Source organism: Chryseobacterium sp. AC405b, from assembly GCF_979258685.1.
In genome coordinates this window covers 1,914,172-1,930,563 of record NZ_OZ409877.1, presented here as the reverse complement: position 1 = coordinate 1,930,563, position 16,392 = coordinate 1,914,172, and the positions used below count along the sequence as shown (strand labels likewise).

Annotated in this window: 16 protein-coding genes; 10 read left to right on the top strand and 6 right to left on the bottom strand. The window is 34.0% G+C overall.

Features of this window, described 5'->3' with window-relative positions; all coding sequences use genetic code 11:
• Positions 1-86: 86 nt before the first annotated feature.
• The 3 genes from ACZZZA_RS09360 (at position 87) to ACZZZA_RS09350 (ending at position 3,788) form a co-directional block, all read left to right on the top strand.
• The gene (locus ACZZZA_RS09360) at positions 87-731 is read left to right on the top strand and encodes an MgtC/SapB family protein (protein WP_463431223.1); all 645 of its coding nucleotides are present in this window, start codon (positions 87-89) and stop codon (positions 729-731) included.
• 126 nt (positions 732-857) lie between these two features.
• Positions 858-1,439, top strand: coding sequence for a Crp/Fnr family transcriptional regulator (locus tag ACZZZA_RS09355; RefSeq protein WP_463431221.1), 582 nt, complete (start codon positions 858-860; stop codon positions 1,437-1,439).
• Positions 1,440-1,646: 207 nt separating this feature from the next.
• Entirely contained in the window at positions 1,647-3,788 is a 2,142-nt protein-coding gene (locus tag ACZZZA_RS09350) for a S46 family peptidase (RefSeq protein WP_463431219.1), read from the top strand.
• A gap of 59 nt (positions 3,789-3,847) precedes the next feature.
• On the opposite strand, the gene ACZZZA_RS09345 is transcribed toward ACZZZA_RS09350, so the two are convergent.
• The gene (locus tag ACZZZA_RS09345; protein ID WP_463431217.1) at positions 3,848-4,201 is read right to left on the bottom strand and encodes a helix-turn-helix transcriptional regulator; all 354 of its coding nucleotides are present in this window, start codon (positions 4,199-4,201) and stop codon (positions 3,848-3,850) included.
• Positions 4,202-4,330: 129 nt separating this feature from the next.
• Here ACZZZA_RS09345 and ACZZZA_RS09340 point away from each other — a divergent pair, with 129 nt between their 5' ends.
• The gene (locus ACZZZA_RS09340) at positions 4,331-4,642 is read left to right on the top strand and encodes a hypothetical protein (RefSeq protein WP_463431215.1); all 312 of its coding nucleotides are present in this window, start codon (positions 4,331-4,333) and stop codon (positions 4,640-4,642) included.
• Positions 4,643-4,647: 5 nt separating this feature from the next.
• Positions 4,648-5,454: a GLPGLI family protein gene (locus ACZZZA_RS09335; RefSeq protein WP_463431213.1), complete on the top strand. Its 807-nt coding sequence runs from the start codon at positions 4,648-4,650 to the stop codon at positions 5,452-5,454.
• 23 nt (positions 5,455-5,477) lie between these two features.
• Here ACZZZA_RS09335 and ACZZZA_RS09330 read toward each other — a convergent pair whose 3' ends face one another.
• Complete coding sequence (locus tag ACZZZA_RS09330) at positions 5,478-8,357, bottom strand: M16 family metallopeptidase (RefSeq protein WP_463431211.1); 2,880 nt, start codon at positions 8,355-8,357, stop codon at positions 5,478-5,480.
• A gap of 266 nt (positions 8,358-8,623) precedes the next feature.
• Between ACZZZA_RS09330 and ACZZZA_RS09325 the strand changes: the two genes are divergently transcribed.
• The 5 genes from ACZZZA_RS09325 (at position 8,624) to ACZZZA_RS09305 (ending at position 11,861) form a co-directional block, all read left to right on the top strand.
• Positions 8,624-9,181: a YdeI/OmpD-associated family protein gene (locus ACZZZA_RS09325; protein ID WP_463431209.1), complete on the top strand. Its 558-nt coding sequence runs from the start codon at positions 8,624-8,626 to the stop codon at positions 9,179-9,181.
• A gap of 64 nt (positions 9,182-9,245) precedes the next feature.
• Positions 9,246-9,956 (top strand): hypothetical protein, encoded by a 711-nt coding sequence (locus tag ACZZZA_RS09320; RefSeq protein WP_463431207.1) that lies wholly within the window; start codon positions 9,246-9,248, stop codon positions 9,954-9,956.
• Between the two features lie 24 nt (positions 9,957-9,980).
• Positions 9,981-10,544 carry a DUF4256 domain-containing protein gene (locus tag ACZZZA_RS09315; RefSeq protein ID WP_463431205.1) on the top strand — a complete coding sequence of 188 codons (564 nt, stop codon included), beginning with the start codon at positions 9,981-9,983 and terminating at the stop codon, positions 10,542-10,544.
• Between the two features lie 238 nt (positions 10,545-10,782).
• Positions 10,783-11,181: an immunity 22 family protein gene (locus ACZZZA_RS09310; protein ID WP_463431203.1), complete on the top strand. Its 399-nt coding sequence runs from the start codon at positions 10,783-10,785 to the stop codon at positions 11,179-11,181.
• A gap of 260 nt (positions 11,182-11,441) precedes the next feature.
• Positions 11,442-11,861 carry a hypothetical protein gene (locus ACZZZA_RS09305; RefSeq protein ID WP_463431201.1) on the top strand — a complete coding sequence of 140 codons (420 nt, stop codon included), beginning with the start codon at positions 11,442-11,444 and terminating at the stop codon, positions 11,859-11,861.
• 18 nt (positions 11,862-11,879) lie between these two features.
• On the opposite strand, the gene polA is transcribed toward ACZZZA_RS09305, so the two are convergent.
• The 4 genes from polA to ACZZZA_RS09285 all read right to left on the bottom strand — a co-directional run bounded on the left by polA (position 11,880) and on the right by ACZZZA_RS09285 (position 16,392).
• A complete protein-coding gene (gene polA / locus ACZZZA_RS09300) occupies positions 11,880-14,714 on the bottom strand; it encodes a DNA polymerase I (protein ID WP_463431199.1) in 2,835 nt (944 codons plus the stop codon).
• A gap of 98 nt (positions 14,715-14,812) precedes the next feature.
• Positions 14,813-15,199, bottom strand: coding sequence for an META domain-containing protein (locus tag ACZZZA_RS09295; protein ID WP_463431197.1), 387 nt, complete (start codon positions 15,197-15,199; stop codon positions 14,813-14,815).
• An 89-nt stretch (positions 15,200-15,288) separates the two neighbouring features.
• Entirely contained in the window at positions 15,289-15,693 is a 405-nt protein-coding gene (tssD, locus tag ACZZZA_RS09290) for a type VI secretion system tube protein TssD (protein ID WP_463431195.1), read from the bottom strand.
• A gap of 258 nt (positions 15,694-15,951) precedes the next feature.
• Positions 15,952-16,392, bottom strand: a complete 441-nt coding sequence (locus ACZZZA_RS09285; RefSeq protein ID WP_463431193.1) for a hypothetical protein — start codon at positions 16,390-16,392, stop codon at positions 15,952-15,954.

Genomic DNA, 16,392 nt, shown 5'->3' with positions numbered 1-16,392 from the left:
TTATAAGACGGTCTTTTCGTTTTAGAAGGATTTTAATTATTCCTATATTCAAGATTTATTGTAATTTTATTAAAATAAATCATATAATGGATTTTCTAAAAGATCATTCTATTCAAAATGAATTGGTATTAATTTTCATTTCGGTCATTCTGGGGCTATTTATAGGTGCAGAAAGAGAATACAGAAATAAATCTGCAGGTTTGCGAACATTTATTCTGGTATGTTTCGGCTCTTGTTTATTTACGATTCTTTCAATAAAAATCGGGGTGAGCAATCCTGATCGTTTAGCCGCAAATATCATTACAGGGATTGGTTTTTTAGGAGCCGGAGTCATTTTCAAAGGGGATAATAAGATTGAAGGAATCACCACTGCTACAACTATTTGGGCAACAGCTTCTATTGGAATGGCAGTGGGTGCAGGATATGTTTATCTGTCTTTAACGGGGATGGTTTTGGTTCTGCTGATTTTGAGTTCACTCAATTATCTGCAGAATTTTATCGACAGTAATCATAAAGTCCGTGAATATAAAATCGTAGTCAAACATTTGGAAGACATTGCTTATTTAGAAAATACATTTAAAGAATATCATTTGAAATTTATCGTTACGAGACAAAAATTCAGTACAGAAAATATTACCATAAGCTGGGTTCTTACAGGAAAACATATCCATCATGATCTTTTTATCAAAAAGCTGCAAAATGACGGTAAGGTAAATTCTTATGAATTTTAAACAAATAAGAAGCTATTGTTAAAAATAAAACTCTTAATTGCTTCTGATACCCATAACTATGATTGATTTTTATTATAAAATAGCTGGAAGTACATCGTAATTACTTAATTTTGTCTTCCATAATTTATGGACGATTTAATACATTTTTATGTTTCAGTTTTGGGAATTCCCGAAGATTTGGCGATACTCCATACCGTCAAATTTGAGCGGTTAGAAATTCCAAAGAAAACAACGATTTTAAAATGCGGAGAAACCGAAGATTATTTATACTTTATATCTGAAGGGATAGTCCGTTTTTTCGTACACAAACCGCATCCTACAGAACCTCCAAAAGAAATTACGTTTTCATTCATCGTAAAAAATATGTTTTGCAGCGCATATGATTCTTTCATTACAAGAAGACCTTGTCACTACAACATTGAAACATTGAAAGACACCGTGCTTTTCAGAATTCATTATCAAGATCTTCAGGATTTGTATAAGAGTACAGAAATTGGTAATTATATTGGCAGAATTTCCGCCGAAGGACTGTATGTGAGAAAAGCACAGCGAGAGATGTCGCTTTTGATGTACAGTGCTGAAGAGAGATATTTGAATTTATTAAAATCTTATCCTGACTATGTGCTGCAAATTCCGTTAAAATATATTGCGTCCTATCTGGGAATTACACCGCAGGCGTTAAGCCGCATCAGGAAACAGATTTCTTAACATAGGTTCATTTTCAGTAATTTTTCATTTTCCTAATTTTGTCGCTACTTAAGAGGCACAAATGATGAGATCGTATTTGTAAAAATTAAGTCAGATTTTTCGAATCTAGAAGATATAAATTCCCACACCCTTTCAGAATAAAAATTCGGAAGGGTTTTCTTTTTCCCACGAAAATTAAATCCGTATTTTAGTCAAAATTTTTTTGTAATGATAAAACGTAATATTTTAATTGCCTCGGCGTTCTTCAGTTTTTCTTTTGGAATTGCTCAGCAATACGGCGGAATGTGGATTCCCACTGAATTGAATGAAAAGGAAATGAAAGATTTGGGAATGAAAATCTCCGCTAAAGATATTTTCAACACACAAAAGCCCAGTATTAAAGATGCCGTAGTACAATTCAACGGAGGCTGCACGGCTGAAATTATTTCGCCAAAAGGATTACTTTTAACCAATCATCACTGTGGTTACGGACAAATTCAGGCACACTCTACGGTTGACAACGATCTTCTGTCAAACGGATTTTGGGCCAAAAATATGGGAACTGAACTTCCCAATCCTGGCGTAACAGTTGATTTTATCGTGGATATTAAAGAAGTTACCAATCAGATTCTCGAAAACACAGACAACCTTCAGGAACCGGGACTTTCAAAGAAAATTGCTGCCAATATTGAGATTTATAAAAATTCTCAAAAAACAGAACCGTATCAGTCGATTTCTGTAAAATCGATGTATTATGGAAATAAATTTTATGCTTATGTAATTGAAACCTACAAAGACGTTCGTTTGGTAGGAGCACCGCCTCAAAGCATTGGTAAATTCGGAAGCGATACCGATAACTGGGTTTGGCCAAGACATACCGGAGATTTCTCAATGTTCAGAATTTACGCCGACAAAAACAACAAACCTGCAGAATATTCTAAAGACAACATTCCTTACGTCCCGAAACATTATCTGCCTGTTTCTATAAAAGATAAAAATGAAAATGATTTCACTTTCGTGTATGGGTTTCCTGGGAGAACTACAGAATATCTTCCTGCTATCGCCGTTGAAAAAATCATGACAGAAATTGATCCTGCAAGAATTGCTGTGCGTGATGTTGCCTTGAAAACTCTTGACGAAAAAATGCGCACCGACGATGCGACACGTATTAAATATGCTTCAAAATTTGCTTCGGTTGCCAACTACTGGAAAAAATGGATAGGTGAAGTGGAAGGTTTGAAAAAATCTAATGCCGTACAGAAAAAAGTAAGCTACGAAAGCACTTTATCTGCAAAAAATCCTGAAATAAAAAACACAATAAGCGAACTCAACACACTTTATACTCAACAGGCTCCTTTTGCTCTAAACAATGCTTATTATTCAGAAGTGGTGAGAAATGCAGAAACTTTGATGCTTGCCAATCTCTATTCCAACTACATCACCACTGTTGAAGCAGGAAGAATGGACGAAAAGGGAACTAAAGCCTTCAAAAACAGATTGACCTCTTTCTACAAAGATTACAGCGCAGAACTGGATGCTAAAGTAACAGCAAAACTTTTAGCTCTATATGCTAATAAAACAGCTCCGCAATTTTTACCTGCAGGTTTTGACAAATATAAAAATGAAGCTCAAAATATTACCAATTTTGAAGAAATATCAAAAAACTCTGTCATCACAGGAAGATCTGAAGTGAATGGCGCTTCATTAAGTTCTGATATTGACAAAGCTTTTTCTAATCAGGACAAATTAATTAAAACGATTAAAAAAGATCCTGTTTATCAGCTATTCATGAATATTAAAGATACATACATGAAAACTGCTGACCCGGAATTTATTTCTTTACAGGTGAAAATTGATGCCTTGCAAAAGAAATACATGGCGCAGCAGATGTCTACTGATAAAAACAGAAAATTCTTTCCGGATGCCAATTCTACACTTCGTGTAACATACGGACAAGTAAAAGGTTCGACTCCAAAAGATGCAGTAACTTATGATTATCAAACGCATTTGGCAGGTGTCATGGAAAAATATGTTCCGGGAGATTATGAATTTGATGTACCTAAAAAACTGATTGATTTGTATGACAAAAAAGATTTTGGAAATTATAAAGACAAAACAGGCGATGTACCTGTAGGATTTACCGCAACCAACCACACAACAGGTGGTAACTCAGGAAGCCCTGCATTGGATGCATACGGAAATCTGGTAGGTTTAAACTTTGACAGACAGTGGGAAGGTACAATGAGTGATATCAACTACGACCCGCGTTTCAGCAGAAACATCATGGTTGACACCAAATATATTCTTTTCATCATTGATAAATTTGCCGATTCTAAATGGCTGATTAACGAGATGAAAATAGTGAAATAAGAAATTATTTATCGTTAAAATAAGCGGGCGAAAATCTTCGATTTTCGCCCGCTTATTATTTATTTCTCAGCAATTTTCGCTTTAAGTATTTCAATCTCAGCTTCTAATTTTTCAATGTATTTTTTCTGAGTTTCCCAAACAGAAAGCGGAATATTATAATTGTTGCTTACAATATTTCCATTTCCTGTAGAATTATCATTAAAAATGAAAACCAAACTTTCATCATTTTCATAAACTTCTTCCAAAGGAACTTGTAGTGCTTCGGAAATTTTCTGCCATTCTTGTAAAGAAATCTTTGCAGTTCCCTTTTCTCTCCTATTATAATTGGAAACATCCATAAAAAGGAGATCTGCCATTTTTTCCTGAGTAATATTTTTTCTTTTACGAGTTTCAATAAGTTTTGTTTTCTCCATTTTACAAAGTTTAGTGTAAAGATATAGTTTTTGCGAAAAATCGCAAAAAAATCGCAAAAAGAAAATTATATTTAAATTTATTTAATTTTTTACTTTTGAAATGTTAAAATAATTAAAAAAATAAACCAAATGAAAAAAATCTTATTATTAGCTACCTTTGGCGTAGCTGGATTAGTCAACGCAAAAGACAACAAAGAAATTGAATCAAAAGTTTTCAATTCCAAAGTTGAGAATAATTGTCCAAAGACTATTTATTGCCAAGAATACGCAATAGAAACATGGTGTGGTGTTAGAACTGTTGATACTGTATGTTATGAGCCAACTAATGCTGCTGATAGAGCGCATGCTTTTTATTGCATGGATAGAAATTCTAGGTTAACAAACGTCTATTTTTGTGGAAGAGAAACAGCTGCTATCACAAAAGATGTAAGTATTAATTAAAAAATATGTATAAATTATTATTTATTAAACTAATAATATTATTATTAAGTTTTCAAACCAATCTTCTATTTTCACAAGAAACTGATACTGCCAATATTGAGGTTAAATACAAAGCCGTGTTCTTAATTGATACTGCAAATATTCGCTCAAAAAAAGAAGAAATTACAACTTTGCAAATAGGTAAGTTTTCTTCACTATTCAAGAGTAATATTAAGCAGTTGGCAGATTCCTTATCATTGGCATACATTAGCAAAAGTATGGATAATCCAGTTAATGGAAAAGTAGTAATTAACACAGGGAATCTCGCCTATGTAGAATTTATTCCAGAACTTCAATTTAAAGAGGATAGTTTTATTCTTTGGGACGAGATTTTGAAAGCTACCTATAGTTTTGAAATTAATGGAAAAATAGATTGGAAGCTTATTAACGAAACTAAAATAATTAGTGGATATAATTGTCAAAAGGCAACAGGAAAATATCGGAATAAAGAAATTACAGCTTGGTACACTAAAGATATACCTATTTCCGAAGGTCCTTACACATTCAAAGGATTGCCCGGTTTGGTTTTAGAAGCTTATGACAGTAAATATTACTTTCATTTTACTTTAGCCGGTTTGAAAAATGTTAGAAAACCCATAGTACCTCTCGACAGAGGAATAAATACTAGCTATGAAAAATTTTTCAAAAAAAGAAAAGAAATAATGGACGATCCTATAGGTTCTTTTTTTAATACATTTGGAAGACCTGCACCAAAAGAATCGGAAGAAATAATCATAAAAAACATTAAAAGTATAAACAATTTTCTAGACTAAAAAAGAGGCTTAAAGCCTCTTTTTTAATACCCAAAAATCTCTTCCAGACTCACTTCCTTAAAACTTCCCATTTGTTCCACTGCTTCCAAATTAAGGTTTTCCTTTTTCCCGATAATAGCGGTGTTGAACTGTATTGGTTTTATTGCTGTCTGATAAAACTGCTTTACATCTTCAAACTTCAGACTATCAATCTGGCTGTAGATATCTTTCCTGAAATCGTGTGTGATTCCCAGCTTTTGCAGTCTTAACGTATTGAAAAATATATTGGTTCTTGTAATTCTCGTTGATGCAATTTGCTTTAAAGCAGCACTTTTTGCACTTTCAAACTGAGTAGTCACTTCCGGAAGTTCATCCATCAGTTCGGTCATTGTGTCGACTGCTATTTTCAGTTTGTCCGGTTGAGTTCCGATGTACGTTGTGATGTAATCCGGATGCCCGATTTCTTCACTGGGCGAATACGAAACATATGCAGAATAAGCCAAACTTTTACTCTCACGAATTTCCTGAAAAACAATAGATGATAAACCACGTCCAAAATATTCATTAAAAACATTGATCTTTCCAAAATTATCAATATTTATATGCTGTCCCTTTCCTATTTTACTCATTTCCATCTGCACCATATCATAGTTGGTGAAGTATACATTTCCTACGGTTTCCGGTTCTGGATAAATCTTTGGATCAGGAATACTGCGACTTTGGGTTTCGATATAATTCTCTATCTCATTTTTAAATTTCTCAAAATCTTTTCCGTAGAAAAATATCTGATATTGGAATTTGAATAAACTTTTGATTCGTTCCGTAAAATTCTCAACTTTGGTATTTTGAAGCTCATCTTTTGAAAGAAAATCTAAAAATCTTGAGCCTTTTCCGAGTTTTGTATAATTCGTCAAAGCAGTCATGATACGATTTTTATCCTTTTTTCCTGCTTCTCGGTTTTCAAGAATCGTATCGACAAACTGATTGTAAATTTCCTGATCCGGCTCTACATTTTTCATCCAGTGCTGAAGCAATTCAATCCCTTTTTCCATGTTTTCTTCCAATCCGCTTAACGAAATCTGAAGCTGATCTGAAGTGGTTTTAAAATCATTGCTGATTCCAATTTTAAAAAATTCTTTCTTCAAATCTTCGGATGAAAACTTTTCTGTTCCCAGATATTGTAAAATCTGTGTAGAAACTCCAAGCTCACGGTCATGATCACTTCCGAAAGGGAAAATAAAATGAATCTGGGCAATTTCGTTATATTTATTTTTAACGAAACTTACTTTTTTATCTTTAATAACAACAGTTGTTATTTCTTTTTGATAATCAATAAATTCCGGTAGAATATCATCAGTTTTTTCATCTAAAATTTCTTTTAAAAACTCAGATTGTGCATCACGGTTAATTTTGATCGCAGTAATTCCGGGATTATCAACTCTCAGCAACTTATTATTGACTCCTTTTTCTTTGTTGACAACTACGTAATTATCCTGAAAGAAATGATTGGCAAAAGCGATCACTTCTTCTTTTGTGATCTCAGCATATTCATCCATTTCATTCAACTCCTGCTCCCAGGATCTGCCTTTGATGTAAGTATCATAAAGATTATTTGCCAAACCTCCTGCAGTTTCAAGACTTTTCATTCGCTGCAGTTTAAAATCATTGATGATAGCGGGAAGCATCCAGTCCGGAAAATCGCCGTTTTTCACCAGTTCAACTTGTTCCAAAACCATTTCCCGGGCTTCCTGTAAAGTTTGGTTTTCTTTAGGAACGGCAACAATTGAGAAAAAACCGTAATGTTTTAAACCTAAAGAATAAGCCTGTGCCCAAAGCATTTTCTGAGTCTGATTGATATGTAAATCCAGCAATCCGGCTTCCCCTCTGTTGCTCAAAATATTGGCAACTACATCAGCAAGCATAGCTTCTCTTGAACCATAACTCTCTGTTCTCCAAGCCAGCTGAACTCTTGGAGTTGTAGGACTGTACACTGTTCTTTCGATAATTTCTGTGATGGGCTGCTCAATAACCGCCTCTTTTTCAGGCAGTTCTTTATACGGAATTTCACCAAAATATTGATCAATGAGCTTCACCGTATTTTCAAAATCTAAATCGCCTACCAGAACAATTGCATAATTATTGGGAACATAATATTCGTTAAAATATTTATGAATCGCCTTCATTGAAGGGTTTTTCAAGTGTTCCGGCTTTCCTAATGTGGTTTGTTGACCATTTGGATGATTTGGAAAAAGTGCTTCCATCAATTCATCATTTACCAATCGGGAATCATTATCCTGTGCACGGTTGAATTCTTCATAAACAGATTCTAATTCTGTATGAAAAAGTCTTAAAACAATCTCTGAAAACCTTTCTTTCTCAATTTTCAGCCATTTTTCCAGTTCGTTACTCGGGATATTATTTTTATAAACCGTTTCATCGTACCAAGTGTGAGCATTGGTACCGCTGGCTCCGATGGATGAAATTATTTTATCATACTCGTTGGCAATCGCAAACTGGCTGGCTTCCTGAGAAATTTCATCAATTTTTTTATAAATTTCCTTCTTTTTTTCAGGGTTTTGCTCGGCTTTATGCTCTTCGTATAAATCTGAAATCTGATCAATCAAAACTTTTTCTTTCTCCCAGTTCTGTGTTCCGATCTTAGATGTTCCTTTGAACATCATATGCTCAAGATAATGGGCTAAACCTGTATTATCAGAAGGGTCGTTATTGCTTCCCGTTCTCACCGGAATGTATGTCTGAATTCTTGGTGCATCAAAATTCTGCGCCAAAAAAACCTGTAATCCGTTTTTGAGGGTGTAAATTCTGACTTTATTTTCGTCGTGGATAACTGTGGTATATTCGTAATTATTGGTGTCTGTATGAATTGTTTCCTTATATCTTCTGTCTGTCATATCTAAATTCATTTTCACTCTTTTTAGTATTCGAATGCTTTACAAATATAGCGAATCGGAAAGGAAGAGTGACTGATTTTAAAAATATTACGTCTATGATGATGATAACTTTTTTTATCTTCGTGTGGTATATTGAAATTCAGTTTGAAATAAAGCATAAAAGAATTTTAAAATTAAACGAAATCTGGAAAAGAAGCGAAGTTGTGTTTCTCAAAAAGAAAGAAAAGAACTATACTTGCAGATGAAACCAACTGAAAGTAACGATAATATTCCGTGAAATGAAACCAACTTTCTTCCAAACCCCAAAAGACTTCCGAGACTGGCTCGAAAAAAATTATACAACTGAAAAAGAAATTTTAGTAGGATTTTATAAAGTCGGAACCAAAAAACCTTCCATCACCTGGTCTGAATCTGTAGATCAGGCTTTATGTTTTGGCTGGATTGACGGAGTGAGAAAATCAATCGATGAAGAAAGCTACAGCATTCGTTTTACCCCGAGGAAACCGACAAGCATCTGGAGTGCAGTGAATATCAATAAAGTTGAAGAACTTACCAAAGCCGGTTTGATGCGAAATGAAGGTTTAGAAGCTTTTAGACTCAGAAAAGAAAACAAATCCCGAATCTATTCTCACGAAACTGAAAACATTAAGCTTTCTGATGAGTACGAAAAACAATTTAAGGACAATAAAAAAGCCTGGGAATTTTTCGAAAAGCAAGCGCCATCTTATAAAAAGGTCATGACGCACTGGATCATGAGTGCGAAACAGGAAAAAACGAAAATTTCACGTTTAGAAAAAACGATTACAGAAAGTGAAAAGGAGAAGAGAGTTACTTAAAACAATAACAGTTACAATTTTTACTCATAAAATTTTGTTATTTTTAAATTCCAAATTAAAAGATATGAAAGAAGCTGTAGTAGCTCTACTCCTTATATTTTGCTTTTCCTGTACACCGACTGAACCAAAAAAACAATCAGTAGATGAGCGTGAAACAGAAATAGTGCAGAAAATTGTCGCTGCGAAAGATTCCATTAAAAAAGACACCATCGAATTTATTTCTTATAATGATGATTTCGATTATTCACAACTCAACGGTAAAAAAGGAAAAAAAGAAGTTGATTTTATAAACGATAAAAACAACGACCGAAGTTTCCTTCGAGGTGACCTCATCGCCATTACATGGAAAAATGATTCTATTTACATTGCAGGAGACGGAGAAACTCCGCAAAATGCACAATGGATTGTTTCTGCTAAAAAAATCAGAGACGGAAACGTTTCAAAGTTCAGGAAAGAATACGGCAAAGAAATCAAATATCATTTATCTAATGAAGATCAATTGTCCGACAGCTATCGTGATCGTCTTTATCTACTTGCAGAATATTATATTGCCAATTCTCATAAAGATTTAATTAAATTATCCATAAAAAATAAGGAAAACTTGTCTTATTCAGTTGAGAAACGCAACAGAGAAGACAAGCAATATTACGTGCTGGGAATTTATACCGAATCTGAACATACAATCAATACTTTTCAATGGCTTTACATTGATCCTGAAACTGACAAAATCTACGAGTATGATCTGCCCAATGACAGGCTGATCTATTTTCCTTAAATTTTAAACTAAAAACACTTCATCATGGCATCAAAACAACAATTATCTGAAAGAGAAACCACAGAACTTCTTGATGTTCTTCAACAACGTTTTGAAAAAAATACCCATCGCCATCCGAAAATGGATTGGTCAAAAATTGAAGAAAAACTCACGATAAATCCACAAAAACTTTGGTCATTGAACGAAATGGAAAATTCAGGTGGCGAACCAGATGTCGTAGATTACGACAAAAACTCTGATGAATATGTATTTTTTGACTGTTCGGCAGAGAGCCCGAAAGGCAGAAGAAGTTTTTGCTATGACCGAGAAGCTTTGGATTCGAGAAAAGAAAATAAACCCCAGAATGATGTACTCACAGTTGCTACAGAAATGGGTATTGAAATTCTTGATGAAGTACAATATCGGTTTTTACAGACCTTAGGAGAATTTGATCTCAAAACATCAAGCTGGATCAAAACACCAAAAGACATCAGAGCTTTGGGCGGCGCATTATTTTGTGACCGACGTTATAATACGGTTTTTGTGTATCATAATGGTGCCAATTCTTATTATGCAGCGAGAGCCTTTCGTGGAGTTTTGAAGGTTTAGGTTTAAAATATATTACTTTCGTCAGTTCGAGTGGTTTTCGGAATGAAATGGAGAAAAATGTATCGAGAACCTGTGAGACTAAAAACAACATTTGTTTACCATCTGACAAGTTCTCGATATGATTTTTTCAAAATCTACTCGAACTGACGGTTTACACAATTTGTTCCCTTGTAAAATCACAGAAAACTTTTAATATAAAAACTATTAATCTTACCTTTGACGCTTCAAAAAATTAGGCATGAATACACAGATTTTAGATTTTTGGGTAGGGAATTTTAATTCAGAAGAACAGTTTTTACAATTTGTAGAGGAAGATGAGAACTATTATCTGAATGAAGAAGATGACGACAATTATATCTCAAAATTTGCAGAATCGCAAGATACGGTTTGGTTTGACGGCGATTTGGCAGAATATGGCTTTGAAAATCTAAGCAATAATATTTACGAAAACTTTTCAGAATACTCATTTGCCGATCAATGGCTTCCGGAATTGGTTCACAAAATCAACCTTTTAGAATTGAAATTTGATATCAACTCTTTAATATTTGTAAGCCAAGGACAAATTCCAAAGTCTGTTTCTGTTGAAAATGATGAATTTTCTTTGGTGTATATGGGTAGCGTGGAGATTGAGTATTAGTGAAATTTGAATTATGAAAAATAAAACTTTAATCAGATCACTTTGGATTTCAACATTAATTGCATTATGCATTGTAATTATTCCTTACATCTGCAATTTTGGAATTTTAAATTTCTCTACCAGTCCTGAAAGTTGGGGTCACTTTTGGAGATTATGTTGGAGGACTTTTAAATCCTATTATTGGAATTCTTAACCTAATTGTTCTTACTTATTTATCAATAAATTTAGTAAAAGAAGATACCGAAAGAAATCAATGGACGTTGCAAGAACTAGCTAGACCATATGGAAACTTTAATTTCATAAATAATCATGGTGAATTAGAAATTTCTTTAAGCAATTATGGCTTAGGACCAATGATAATTGATAAGTACGAAATCCATCATATCACTAATGGTAATATATATAAATCTTTTAAAGATATTTTAGTATTATATCCCGAAACTGGAATAGCAGAGCCCATAGCTAATACTTTTAGTATAGCAAATGATAGATCGGCTATTAATAAAGAGGGTGAAATTACATTACTTAAAATATCAAATTCAAATAACTTAAATCTTATTCTATATCAAAACTATGTACGCTTTATTTCTCAAGAATTAAATAATTTTGTTATTCATATAGCATATAGTGATTTATACAAAAGACAAATCGAATTATTGAAAGAGCAAGTCCATTTTTAGAAAATTTTCAGTGATACTCTAATGCGCTTCCAGCCAGTTATATCCTACTCCAACCTCAACGAGTAACGGAACTTGTGTTTCAATAGCATTTTCCATTTCGGTTTTAATAATATTTGTAGCCACATCAACCTCATCAATAGGAGATTCGAAAACCAATTCGTCATGTACCTGAAGAAGCATCTTAGTATGCAATTTTTCTTTTTCTAATTCTTTCTGAATTTTGATCATAGCCATTTTCACCACATCTGCTGCGCTTCCCTGAATGGGAGCATTTACGGCATTTCTTTCAGCATGAGCGCGCACCACAAAATTTCCGGAATTGATGTCTTTCAAGTGACGTTTTCTTCCTAAAATCGTTTCTACATAACCCATATCGCGGGCTCTTTGTACTTGTGCAGCCATGTATTCTTTCAGTTTCGGGTAGGTTTCATAATAGGCTTCGATCATCTGCTTCGCTTCAGATCTGGATAAACCGGTTTGTTCGGCTAAGGCAAAAGCTCCCTGACCGTAGAGAATTCCAAAATTGACGGTTTTTGCCTGTCCACGCTGTGTTTTTGAAACTTCTTCCAATGGAATATTAAATAATTTTGCAGCTGTAGAAGCATGAATATCTTCCCCATCCTGAAACGCTTTGATCATATTATCTTCCCCAGAAATTTCGGCAATCAGACGCAATTCGATCTGAGAATAATCGGCAGAGATAATCTTCTTTCCTTCACCGGAAACAAATGCTCCACGGATTTGCTGACCTCTCAACGTACGAATCGGGATATTCTGCAAATTCGGATTTACACTTGCCAAACGACCTGTTGCAGCTGTGGTTTGTGAAAAATTGGTATGAACCCGATTGTCATCTTTATCAATCTGTGATGGCAAAGCGTCTACATAAGTAGATTTCAGTTTCTGGTAGGTTCTGTATTCTAAAATATGCTGAATAATCTCGTGCTTTGTAGCTAATTTCTGTAGAATATCTTCTGATGTTGCGTATTGTCCGGTTTTCGTTTTCTTGGCTTTTGGGTCGAGCTGCATTTTATCGAATAAGACATCGCCCAATTGTCTAGGTGAGTTCATGTTAAATTCTTCACCCGAAATTTCAAAAATTTTCGATTCTAATTGTCTTAAATCATTTTCCAGGTCAATACTTTCCTGAGCAAGCCATTTTTCGTCTAAAGAAATTCCTTCGAGTTCCATTTTAGCTAAAACTTCCATCAAAGGCATTTCCACATTATAGAAAAGGTCTTCAAGGTTTTCTTTCTTTAATTGAGGTGCAAACAATTCATATAACTGGAAAGTTACATCTGCATCTTCTGCTGCATAATCAGTCTGTGTCCGCAAATCTGCATCTCTGAAATTGCCCTGATTTTTTCCTTTTTTGCCAATAATGGTCTCAATGGAAACAGGTTTATAATTGAGGTAAACTTCTGAAAGATAATCCATACCATGTCTTCCGTCGGGATTCAAAAGGTAATGTGCAATCATGGTATCGAACATCGCACCTTTTACGGTCATGTTATATTGCTTCAGAACTTTATAATCGTATTTTAAGTTGTGAGCGATTTTAATTAAATCTTCTTTTTCAAAAAACGGTCTGAAAATTTCCAGTGTCTGCAAAACTTCGCCCTGATCATCAGAAAGCGGAATGTAATATGCCAAACCTTTTTTGTAGGAGAAACTCATTCCGACCAATTCGGCTTCCAATTCGTTCAGCGAAGTTGTTTCCGTATCAAAACATACCGCTTTTTGCTTTAGAAGATTTTGTACTAATATTTTCTGAGCCTTAGGATTATCAACAAATTGATACAGATGGTCATTTTGCTCAATGGTTTCTTTGGTAGAAGTTGCCTGATCGAGTTCTTCAAAGCTGGCAAAAAGATCAAGCTGACCACTTTGGCTGGCGGTTTTTGGTTTTTGGTTGTCGGCATTAGATTCTACCGTTGTCGTTTTTACCGTAACTGTTTCAGCCGGAGCAAATGCACGGTAAAGGTTTTCGTAAAGTCTTCTGAATTCTATCTCGTCGAAAATCTCTTTTACCTTTTCAAAATCGGGAGTATCAAGATCGTATTGTTCCTGGTGAAATTCTACGGGAGCGTCACAGATAATGGTTGCTAATTTTTTAGATAAAATTCCACGCTCGGCAGAGGCTTCTATTTTTTCTTTGATCTTCCCTTTTAACTGATGGGTATTTGCTAAAAGATTTTCTATGCTGCCATATTCTTTAAGAAATTTCATGGCTGTTTTTTCTCCTACACCATCCAGTCCCGGAATATTATCAGATGAATCGCCCATCATTGCTAAGAAATCGATCACCTGTTTCGGATCTTCAATTCCGTATCTTGCTTTTACTTCTTCTACCCCTAAAATTGAAATTTCGCCACCCCTGAAACCTGGTTTATACAACTTAATTTTATCCGTAACTAACTGAGCAAAATCTTTATCTCCACTCACGATAAAACTCGTGTAATTCTCCTTTTCGGCTTTACATGCAATGGTACCTATGACATCATCAGCTTCGTATCCTTCAATACCTAAACTCGGAACGTGCATCGCCTCCAAAATACGGTGGATATATGGAATGGCAAATTTAATTGCTTCAGGTGTTTCACTTCGATTCGCTTTATATTCGGCATAATCATTTGTGCGAATACTTGCCTGACCGACATCAAAAATTACTGCTAAATGAGTAGGTTTTTCTTTTCTAATGAGTTCGATCAATGAATTCATAAAACCAAAAATAGCCGTTGTCTCCATTCCGGAACTGGTATACCTCTGGTTTTTTGACATTGCGTGATATCCTCTGAAAATCATTGCATAAGCATCGATCAGAAAAAGCCTTTTGTCTTGTGTTGCGTCCATATTTTGAATAATGAACAAATATAAGAAAATGGCTTTGGTTTTATTCCAGAATTTCTAAATGAGCATAAATTATCCGAGTAAAAAACTGATTCAAAAATTTAATTTTTAACAGGGATCAATTCAAGACGGTCTTTATTGATTTTGAAAGTAAAGGTCCCTACGAATGTTTTGGGTTCTTTACAATTTTCAACCATATCTGAAATGCCCTCTGAAATTTCTATTTGATTATTTTCGTAAACATTGTATTTTCCCATCATGTGAAAACAATCGTTTCCTGTATGAAAATTTTTGTCTTCATCAAACTGCAGAAAATTATTTTTGGGCTGTTCTTCAGGAAATTTTATTGATTTAGCTTTTTTGAAAGTGGCACTTCCGTCAGTATTCACTTTTTCGATCTCCCAAGATGTTTTTTCAAGTTCATTTGTTTGAGCTTTTATGGTAAAACCTAAACAAGTAAATAATGCTAAGATGATGATTTTTTTCATAATTAATTTTTTTTGATTTTTTTGATTTTACAAGATGAATAGCCTGCTTTTAGGCAGGCTATTCATTGATAATTTAATTAAAGATCTCTTTAAGCACTTGGCCAAACACCTTCGTAAGCTGCATTTCCGTAATTGATTTTTTCTGCACTTACGATAAAGCTGATCAGCATAGAATTTTGATCTACTGCATCAAAATCAACTTCGTGCTGGATAACGTATCCGTTTTCCCAGTTTAAAGTGATCAGTGTACCTTCTTCGTGAGATTTGTTGAAAGTGATCTCACCAGAAGTTGGCTTGTATTTTCCATTGAGCAAACTTTCTAAGATTTCAGATTTTTCTGTAGCCTCGATGGTAAGTTTGATGATCGCATTGGAAGGATCTGAAGCTACACGTCCTGAAACGTCTGTAGATCTGGATACGCTGTAATTAAGCTTTAATAATTTTTGTCCTTCGCTACCGTTGAATTTTAAGATTCCTCTTGAATTGTCTGCCATGATTTGTAAATTTTAAGCAATTAATATTTTGTGATTTGATGTTATTTCTATAGCGAAGATAGAGCCAAAGATTGGCAACCGGAAGTTTTTATTCGTCTAATTTGTATTTTGTAGTAGAACTACGATTTTGTGTAGTAGAATTACTACTTTGATTTATCGAAAAGAAAAAAACCTTTATCAGAAAAGGTTTTACATATATTTTATCGAATAAAATTCACTATTAAATGAATTTTAAATAATTAAATAAGATCATTCAGTTTATTTTCTCAATTGAATATCATCTTGTGCTTTTACATTTAATTTCTTTGCTGAGATATAGACTATAAAAGCGCTTATTATTAAATATAAATATGAATTGGAAATCATTCCTGCTATCTCACCCTGCAAAGTAAATGAACTCCATGATGAAACCCGGTCGACAAAAATGTAATAATTATTCAGGCAGTTCAATGCTAAAAAAAGTATTACTGTAATAATAGAAAGCACTATTTTTTTTTCGATTATTTTTTTCAAAAAAATGTATAGAACAGTCAGTACAACACTACTCAATAAAGGAAGAACAAAAACATCACGAATCAGTGAGCACTCTAAACATGATGCTGAAACGGTATCTTTATAATCAATCATCGAAAAGTAAGCTGTAAAAACGCTCAGTAAATATACAATCACAAAAAATGTAAATATTTTAAAAAATCTCAT